General features: G+C 42.9%; 6 protein-coding genes and 1 tRNA gene. 6 read left to right on the forward strand and 1 reads right to left on the reverse strand.

Features of this window, described 5'->3' with window-relative positions; all coding sequences use genetic code 11:
- Positions 1-216: 216 nt before the first annotated feature.
- The 6 genes from V7L20_RS19880 (at position 217) to V7L20_RS19905 (ending at position 9563) form a co-directional block, all read left to right on the forward strand.
- The gene (locus V7L20_RS19880; RefSeq protein ID WP_334745740.1) at positions 217-2943 is read left to right on the forward strand and encodes an efflux RND transporter permease subunit; all 2727 of its coding nucleotides are present in this window, start codon (positions 217-219) and stop codon (positions 2941-2943) included.
- Positions 2943-4019, forward strand: coding sequence for a hopanoid-associated sugar epimerase (hpnA, locus tag V7L20_RS19885; protein WP_334745741.1), 1077 nt, complete (start codon positions 2943-2945; stop codon positions 4017-4019). Before V7L20_RS19880 ends, hpnA begins: the two co-directional genes overlap by 1 nt.
- Positions 4020-4060: 41 nt before the next feature.
- Complete coding sequence (gene hpnH, locus V7L20_RS19890; RefSeq protein WP_334745742.1) at positions 4061-5080, forward strand: adenosyl-hopene transferase HpnH; 1020 nt, start codon at positions 4061-4063, stop codon at positions 5078-5080.
- A gap of 683 nt (positions 5081-5763) precedes the next feature.
- Positions 5764-6222, forward strand: a complete 459-nt coding sequence (locus V7L20_RS19895; protein WP_334745743.1) for a tRNA (cytidine(34)-2'-O)-methyltransferase — start codon at positions 5764-5766, stop codon at positions 6220-6222.
- Positions 6223-7016: 794 nt separating this feature from the next.
- The gene (locus V7L20_RS19900) at positions 7017-9323 is read left to right on the forward strand and encodes a peptidoglycan DD-metalloendopeptidase family protein (protein WP_334745744.1); all 2307 of its coding nucleotides are present in this window, start codon (positions 7017-7019) and stop codon (positions 9321-9323) included.
- 166 nt (positions 9324-9489) lie between these two features.
- Positions 9490-9563, forward strand: a tRNA-Met gene (locus V7L20_RS19905).
- Positions 9564-9697: 134 nt separating this feature from the next.
- Here the strand turns inward: V7L20_RS19905 and V7L20_RS19910 are convergent.
- The coding region (locus V7L20_RS19910) for a DUF4351 domain-containing protein (protein WP_334745745.1) at positions 9698-9994 on the reverse strand (297 nt) is incomplete at its 5' end.

The raw sequence follows: 9994 nt of genomic DNA on the forward strand, positions 1-9994 counted from the left end.
ACAGTTTCAAGTTTGTGTAAAGCTACAACAGAATAATTCCTTATGCTCAACAGAACCAAGTTTCATGTCTCAAGTTCCATTTTGGATTAAAAATTTTGCCACATCTGAGTGACAATAAGTAATATTGCTGTTTTGTAATGAGCAAAACTCGCAAACCGAAAGTGATTGCTGTAGCATGACTAAATAATTGTGTCACCCACACGATAATTTTCCAAGATGGTAAAGCTTGATCGCTCAAAATCTGCACGAGAACTCTTCAATATTTCCAAATTGGCGATTCAATTTTCGTGGTTGACGGTAAGTTTTTGGATTGCCGTAACGGTAGCTGGTGTTCTGGCTTTCAGTTCCCTCAAATATGCCTTGTTTCCAGATATTACCTTTCCAGTGGTGGTTGTGAATGCTACAGCCCCCCTGACAACTGCCCTGGATACGGAGGCGAAACTCACCCGACCCTTAGAAGAACGCCTCCGCTCCCTAGAAGGATTAGAGAATATTCGCTCATCCACTTATCCTAGGCAAACAGCCGTTAGCCTTTCTTTTGCCGTTGGGACGAATTTAGAAACGTCGACCAAAGAAGTTGAAACTGCGCTCAAACAGTTGACTCTACCTCAAGGAGCAACTTCTAAAATTATTCCTCTAAATTTAAATGAGTCAGCTGCCATTAGTTATGCCATTGAGAGTACCACACGGAATCTCACAGATTTGACAAAGTTGACCAAAGACGAGATTGTCAGTGCGATCGCTAAACTGCCAGGTGTCCTGAAAGTCTCACTGTTAGGTGGTGCTACTGCAACTCCTCCCATAAATCCATTGAATACAAGTGCAGCTATCCCCCAAGCAGGGGCAACATTAGTCCGGTTTAACGGGCAAGATGCACTCGCATTTCAGGTAATCAAACGTGGTAATGCTAACACCTTAGAAGTAGTAAGTCGAGTTGAAAAAGAAGTCCAAAGGCTGCGGTCTAGTCTGAAGGATGTCAAACTCACTTTAGCTGCTACTCAAGCAGAATATATCCGTCGAGCCACACAGTCAACAATAGATGCGCTGATGGAAGCAGTCTTGTTGTCCATCATAGTAATTTTTCCTTTTTTATGGAATTGGCGAGCTACCCTAATCTCTGCCTTAGCGATTCCTACGTCTTTGTTGGCGACGTTTATCGTTATGGCGATTTTCGGCTTTAACTTAGAAACAATTACCCTGCTGGCTTTAGCTTTGGTGATTGGTAGTATTGTTGATGATGCGATCGTTGATGTGGAAAACATCATGCGACACGTAGAAGATGGAGAAACTCCTCGTCAAGCAGCGCTTTTAGCTACAAACGAAATTGGGTTGACAGTCACCGCCGCCACCTTGACAGCAGTAGCAGTTTTTCTACCTATAGGTTTGATGGGTGGGGTAATCGGTCAGTTCTTTAAGCCCTTTGGGATCACAGTTTCAGCCGCGATGCTTGCTTCTATGCTAGTTGCTCGGACTTTATCTCCAGTCTTGGCTATCTACTGGCTGAAACCTAAATCCTCGCTCTCTCCTCGTCGAGAAGCAAAAATCTGGGTAGCGTTTACCCAATTTTACAGAAATTTGCTGAGTTGGTCTTTGAATCACCGCAAGATAGTTATTGGGTTAGCTGTACTGAGCTTCATCGCAGGTATAGCACTGATTCCACTAATTCCCAAAGGCTTTATTCCTAAACTAGATCGCGGCGAATTTAATATTGCTTATACGGCTCCTTTGCCGAGTATCCCCGATTTGGGTAGAGGAAGACAAGGAGGACAAGGCAGCGATATTCCCAATCCCCAATACTTCGGCTCCTTTCGACTTCGCTCAAGGCAAGTTGCTCAGTACAAGTCCCCAATTCCCAATCCCTTGACCGATTCTCTTGAGATTGCAAAGAAACTAGAAGAGGTTGTAAGAAAATCACCCGCAGTTGAAACCGTATTTACCACTGTTGGTTCTCGTGAGGGTGAGCCGAATAAAGGGATACTATATGTAAAGCTTAAAAAAGATCGCACAATTAGCACTGCCGAACTACAAGACCAATTCCGCTCCTCATTACCTACTCTTTCTGGAGTAACTACTAGTGTCGAAGATATTCAATTTGTCGATTCTGGCGGTCAAAAACCTCTCCAAGTAGCTTTAAGCGGTAACGATCTCCAAGCCTTGAGTAAAGCAGTCAAAGCAATTAAAGAAAGAATTCAGAGACTACCCGGATTCGCTGATGTCACAGTTACAGGTGAAACAAATCCAGAGGGTACAGTTTTTCAAATCGAGCATTTGAATAATCAACGGGTGGCATACGTCAGTGCTAATCTTGGCAAGGATTTATCCTTGGGTGATGCTACTGACAAAGTGGTAGCTGAAGCTGAGGCGGTATTACCCCCTAATGTTTCCTTAAATTTAGGAGGAGACTCTGCTAGCCAAGGCAAGGTTTTTAGCAGTTTTGGCAGTACTTTAGCTCTATCTGCTCTTTGTATTGTCATAGTACTAATTTTGCTGTTCAAAAGCTGGGTAGACCCTTTGGTAATTGGTGTCTCTTTACCTTTAGCACTTGTGGGGGCAATGTTGGCATTACTAATCACCAAAAGCGACTTTGGCATGATTTCACTGATCGGCTTCGTCTTTTTGCTGGGGCTGGCCAATAAAAATGCCATCTTGCTGGTAGATTACATCAATCAGTTACGCAATGCTGGCTTAAACCGCACCGAGGCAATCCTCAACACAGGATTAGTGCGCCTCAGACCAATTATGATGACCACTGCCTCCACTATTTTAGGGATGCTACCGATCGCATTAGGTTTTGGTGCTGGTTCAGAATTGCGATCGCCTATGGCTGTAGCGATCGCAGGTGGATTAGTGACTTCAACTATCCTCAGTTTGATTGTTGTACCAGTAGTCTACGCTATTTTGGATGATTGGTTTCCCCGATTTCAGACCAGGGAGAAAAGTTGATGCAAGTTTTTGTCACCGGGGGTACGGGCTTTATTGGTGCCCACTTAGTACGGTTGTTATTGCAACAGGGATATGATGTCAAAGCTCTGGTACGCTCAAGCAGCAATTTGGATAATTTATGTGGTTTAGAGGTGGAAATTGTCAAAGGCGATTTGAACGATCCAAATCTCTGGCAACAGATGAGAGGTTGTCAATATCTATTTCATGTGGCGGCTCATTATTCTCTGTGGCAAACAGACCGAGAGTTACTCCAGTATAACAATGTCCTGGGTACGCGCAATGTATTGGCAGCTGCTTGCAAAGCTGGCATTGAGCGCACCGTTTATACTAGTTCAGTAGCAGCAATTGGGGTGGGAGCATCTGGTCAAGTCGTCGATGAAACACATCAGAGTCCCTTAGAAAAGTTGGTGGGTAACTACAAAAAGTCTAAGTTTCTCGCTGAACAAGAAGCCATGCAAGCCGTTGCTAAAGGTCAAGAGGTAGTCATAGTCAATCCCAGCAGCCCGATTGGCTCGCTGGATGTCAAACCTACCCCGACAGGTGATATAATACTGCGGTTTTTACGAGGGCAAATGCCGTTTTATTTAGATACTGGTTTGAATTTTATCGATGTGCGGGATGTGGCATGGGGGCATTTGCTGGCTTTGCAACGGGGTAAATCAGGCGATCGCTATATCTTAGGTCATCAAAACCTAAGCCTTAAGGAACTACTTGAACAACTCGCCGATATCACAGGTATAATAGCACCTCAACGAACAGTACCCCCTTGGTTGCCCCTTAGTGCTGCCTGGGTTGATGAAAAGATTCTCGCACCCTTAGGGAAATCGCCCTCAGTGCCATTGGATGGCGTTCGGATGGCGAAACAACCTATGTATTATGATGCCGCCAAAGCTGTACAAGAGTTGGGTCTACCTCAATCTCCTTTAAAGGTGGCACTCGAGGAGGCCGTGGATTGGTTTGTTGCTCAGGGGTATGTCAACCCCTCTATGAAATTTAAAATTCAAAATTCAAAACTTGTACTGAGCTTGTCGAAGTATTCAAAATTCAAAATTAAAGACCCCACAGATAAATCTTAGGGTTGAGAACGTGGTGTTTTGATCAACAGAGGAGTAATAGAATGGCAGTTAATTTACAACAGGCTATAGATATTGGGAAGTATCTTGTTACCCAGCGTTTGAAAGGACGTAAACGCTTCCCTTTAGTATTGATGTTGGAACCTCTTTTTCGGTGTAATCTAGCCTGTAATGGTTGTGGTAAAATTCAACATCCAAAGGAAATTTTAAAGCAAAATCTCACCCCAGAACAGTGCTTTGCCGCAGTGGAAGAGTGTGGCGCACCGGTTGTCTCAATTCCTGGCGGAGAACCGCTTCTCCATCCCCAGATTGATGAGATTGTTCAAGGATTAATTGAGCGCAAAAAATATATTTATTTGTGTACCAATGGCTTGTTGTTAGAAAAGAGCTTGGATAAGTTTCAACCTTCTCCTTACCTGACTTTTAGTGTGCATTTAGATGGGATGCGAGAGTTGCACGATCAGTGCGTTGATCGCAAAGGTGTTTTTGAGATTGCTGTTAAAGCCATTCGCGCTGCTAAAGCTAAAGGCTTTCGTGTCACCACTAACACTACTATTTTTGAAGGTACTCAACCCAAAGACATGCAAGAGTTCTTCGACTTTCTAGACACACTTAATACTGACGGAATGATGATTTCTCCCGGCTATAGTTACGAGTGGGCACCAGATCAAGATCATTTTCTCCACCGAGAACAAACACGCGCCCTCTTCCGGCAAATTCTGGCTCCATACAAAGCTGGTGAAAAAAACTGGAACTTCAATCACAATCCACTGTTCTTAGATTTTCTCACTGGTGAAAAGGATTACGAATGCACACCTTGGGGTAGCCCTAGTTATAGCGTTCTCGGCTGGCAAAAACCTTGCTATCTGCTGAACGAAGGTTATTACTCTACCTTTAAGGAATTAATAGCACAAACAGACTGGAGTCAATACGGTCAGAAGAGTGGTAATCCCAAGTGTGCTGATTGCATGGTTCACTGCGGCTACGAACCCACCGCCGCAATGGATGCAATGCAACCGCAAAATATGGCGCGTGCCATTGGCAGTGTGTTTGGCAGGACCTAGTACGCTACGGCGGAAATACAGCAACCATTTAAAATTCCTAAAAAGCGCATTTCATAATACTTTTGACTTTTGTCTTGCAGTACTTGTGGTCTGTCTCATTTACTTTGATGAGTTCGTGGTAAACACTGAAGTAATTAAAAATCTAGCACTAAAGTTTTTACTACAAACTTTTTTACTCCTCAAAATTAATGCGATAGACTACTAGTACAGCAGGCGCAAAAACAAACATACCATTTCAAATGGCGCAAGAGCTTGAAATACAATTATGCGTAACTTTTGACATTTCGACGCCTTTTGGCTACGCCCTTCGACTACGCCCTTCTCTTTCAGAGACGCTAGCGCGAACGACTACGCTCAGGACAGACTCAAGGTAAGTTGCTCAGTGTTAGCTTTTGACTTTCTGGTTCGTGCAGCGTTATGTAGGGAAGAGGCTGACTTCTGCCTTGTGGTACTAACCCTACAAGACATAAGCCCTTTCTATTTCTACATAAAACTTAATATTGACTGAATTTTAACCAAATGTCCTCTCAGTATTACTCTGGGAGTGTTTGGACTTTGTTTTAAAAATCTAATTAATGAAAGATACTTGATTATTATTAACAAAACCTATGAATCGCCTCTACCCTTTGGTAGATTTAACATAGACAAGAAATTTTTTATACAATACGTAGATTATACGGTCAATGCCCCAGGTAGTTTTAGTTAACCCACAAATTCCTCCTAATACAGGTAATATTGCCCGTACTTGTGCTGCTACGGGTACAGAGTTGCATTTGGTAGGGCCTTTGGGATTTGAAATTAGCGATCGCTACCTCAAAAGAGCCGGATTAGATTACTGGCCTTACGTCAAACTGCACTATCACGAATCGCTAGAAGCTTTTAAAACCGTGCATCAGCAGCGTGGAGGCAGATGGTTGGGTTTTTCTGTCGGTGGCAATTGTAATTACGTCAGCTTTCAGTTTCAACCAGATGATTGGTTGTTGTTTGGTAGTGAAACTACGGGCTTACCACCAGCAATTTTGTCAGATTGCGATGCTACTCTGTATATTCCCATGAGCCAACCAGGGGTTCGCAGCTTGAATCTTTCAGTGAGTGTAGCAATTAGCTTATTTGAAACCCGTCGTCAATTAGGCTATTTATAATAGTTATTTACTTTTACATATATAAGTAAATATACTTAAAAAACTTATATATATCTATTTAGATAAAGGATTTTTGGCAGTAAAATTTTCTTAATTACTGCAATAATATGTAAAACAAGATACCTAAAATTGATGTTTTGACGAAATTGTAGTGGAAGATACTTACAAAGATAGTCCGCTTATTATAAGAAATTTGTATATAAAACTTGGGATATTGCCAAATTTGAATGATAGATTTTGATGAATCTGAAACATCCTAAATTGGGGGTAAAAAGGGCTAAATCCATTCAATATTAAGCATTTGAGCAATTTTAGTTTGAGCGACGCTAGAAAGCAGCTCCAAAGTAGCCGATAGATCATACGGTTGTTTTTTAGGGAATAATCAACGTAAAGTCTCGTGTTAAGAAGACTGATTGGGTAGAAATATCTTGAAGATATCTACAGTGGGGGGCATCACTTTTCCTGAAGTCGCAGCAATTTAATTCTCGGCAGCGACTATAGACTTGGCAAAAAGTTTGTCCAGTCCCCGCGATTGACGCAAGACAATAGCGGACAATGGTAAAAAGTAAAACGTCCTAAGTGGTGTGAGGAGTGGTTCGGACAAGTAAACACAGCAAAATTTAAGTTTTGCTAATACGTGTGAACTTGTTTAAATCAGAGAAGCAGGTTAATCTTGCGTAAGCATCTCTGGTGAATGTGATCTTGATCTATCATTTGTTGTGATCTAAATCATTGACTAGTATCCAACTGAAAATCGAGGTCAGTTAAGCGCTAGTGATCATAGGAGGTCGTCTTTGAAACGAGCATTGAAAAAGAGAGTGAAAGCTGTGTTGAACAATAACCTCAGCAGCGATGATGCCCCGGTAGAACTGCTAAATGTAACAAATCCAAAAGTTAATCGCCGGGTGCGGACAAAAGCCGCCATGATTGGCTTGGCAATCTCTATGGGAGCAACCAGCCTTTTGGTGACTCGACAAAGCGATCAAGCCCAAGCAGCAGTACCTGTAGGTAGCCAAAAGGCAACCTCAACAATTCCTGCTGTTCCTGACACTGAGGTGAAATTTGCCTCCACAAAGCTGGAGTCCCAAGCAGTCTCATCAGCGAGCGTGCCGGAAAATCCTGTTATCGTGGAACCAACGGCAGTCTCACAAGTGCCTGGGCTTGAAGCTAAATGGCAAGTCGCGGCAAATGGAATGTCTTTACAAGTTCCAGCATCAGAAAGATTTTCTCAAGGAATAGCAGGTTATAAAAATTCCACCTACCTGAAGCCCCAAGTGGCACAGGGATTGAACAATACCTTAGCTGAAACTAGTTTCCCAACAGTAAACAATCTGTCTGACTATAGTGCTGATGGTGCTGTTAGTACAAATGCATCACTAATTGCCCAGCCACAAACAGTGGCAAAATCAACCGCAGCCAATAGTGAAATAAATGCAAAACTTAAGGCACAACAAGAGTTCGCACTAAATCGCTTACAAGAAAAATCGAACCGTTTAAGAAATAGTCTGGCACAATTGCGGTCTAGGGAGACTAAAGATTTATCACAAGCTAATATGGGGTTAACTGCGCCAACGACTGTAGTTGAAAAAACTGTATTAGCCGAGTCGGACAATTTTGGCGATACAAGCAAAGCGAAGTTGATATCGAAGTTAAAACAGAAGACACAGACGACTGCACTAACACCAGCTAAACCAACAGTTATTGCGTCCTCGACTCGAACAGCCTACGAAGTTAAGCCTGGAGATACACTAGCAGCGATCGCCAGCAGATATAACACTTCCGTATCAGAATTAGTCAAAGCAAATAACCTCAATAATCCCAATGAACTGAAAATTAGTCAACAACTAATTATTCCTGCTGTTCAAATTGAGGCAACTCTAAGAACTAACCCCACTCTAGCAAGTAGACCCACTTTTGTAGAGTCCAGCAAAACTCCAAAAGTAGCCAATTCCCCTATAAATATTGGTAGTGCCAACTCATATCTACCTAGTTCACAATCACCAACTATTGTCGACAACAGTAATATTACTGTCCCTACACCGCTAACTGTTCAAATTCAAGCAAATAGTGCGACCGACTTAGAAACAGCCCCTATGGCTAGTTCTTATGGTGTCGGTGGTGAAAATCAAGTGCCACAAACTTTTGCCGAAATGCAACAGTTTAAAGCACCAACAAATAGGATAGCAAGGGTCAACAATAATAACAATAATGACCGTTTGCGGAGCTTACAAGCGGAAATTCAGAGGTTACAGCAGAAATATCGCACTCAACAGTCTGGGAACTCAGTTGTGACAGCAGCAGCTACCGAAACTAATCATGCTGCAATCCTCACTCCTATTGCTACTCCCAATAATTTCACTATACCCAATGTGGCTCAACCGAATAGTGTAGCAATCCAAATTCCAGTTCCTACACCGATTCGGAGTAACTATAGCGTTCAGCCAATTAAGCCCCAATACCGCACTTCTGTACGCCCTAGTGAGGCAGTAAACTCTGAGTTCTTACCTAATCTAGGTTCTCCTAGTAAGTGGACTCCTTCTGGCACTCCAGCACCCGTAAAGGTTGCAACACCTTCAGTAAGAGTAAATGCTTCTGATTCCTTAGGAATGATGCGGGGAAGGACTGTTTCTCCACAGGTAATACCACCTTTGGCAGCAGTCGATCAATATCTGCCCAGACCCATTGACGAACTAACGCCTCCTCCATCTTCTTCCTCAACCATAGCTTACACCTGGCCAGCCAAGGGCACTCTCACTTCTGGCTTTGGTATGCGTTGGGGAAGACCGCACAAGGGAATTGATATTGCTAACTCCACTGGCACACCAGTTGTTGCTTCAGCTGAAGGGACGATAGAAAAAGCTGGCTGGAACAACGGTGGCTACGGCAACCTCGTTGAAATCCGCCATCCTGATGGCAGCACAACTCGTTATGCTCATAACAGCAAAATTCTGGTACAACCTGGTCAGCAGGTGCATCAAGGAGAAACAATTGCTTTAATGGGTACTACTGGTCACAGCACTGGCCCACACAGCCACTTTGAAATTCATCCAGGAGGTAAAGAAGCTGTTAACCCAATAGCCTTCCTACCGCAACGGGTGTAATTCCTGGCTATCTATAACGAAACCATTACCTTGTTAGTTGAGGGAGGTAAACTCCCTCTTTTGCTTTCTATTGCTTCAACAGGGATTGAAAGTTATGATAAATTTGCAAAAAGGCTAGCTTTGAGCAAATTTATATGCTAAAGTAGTAAATCATTTAGAAAGATATGGCTCAGTAGCTCAGTTGGTTAGAGCACGGGACTCATAAGCCTGGGGTCGTTGGTTCAACTCCGACCTGAGCCACTTTAAAATTATAAGTAATGAGCAATAAGTAAAGTTAAGATAGAGGCAAGTTTGACCTATGATACTTAGGACTCAGCACTAAGTATTTAATGAGTTTGTACTCAGTTGAGTAAATCAGCGATGTCTACGACGGGCTACGCCAACGCATTAAAATTTAATAAAGCCTCACCCAGTGCTTCCAATTGTTCTAGAGAAAGACCCTGAATCTGTTCTCGAACCTGTTGTGGTAACTCTCCTACCCGTTTTTTTAGCAGTCGTAGTACAAGTGTTTGTGCTTGTTCCTGTTGTCCTTGCTTCTTCCCTTGCTCGTAGCCAATGCGATCGCCTGTAGTAATGTAACGTGAGTTCGACGGATAGAAAAGCCCAAAAAGCTTGCTAGGTATGAATTTGGTTAAGTGGGCAGGTGAAGTGCGATCGCTACGCTCACCGCA

Origin of the sequence: Nostoc sp. (assembly GCF_036916735.1) — a bacterium.
In the GTDB taxonomy this organism is placed as follows: Bacteria; Cyanobacteriota; Cyanobacteriia; order Cyanobacteriales; family Nostocaceae; genus Nostoc.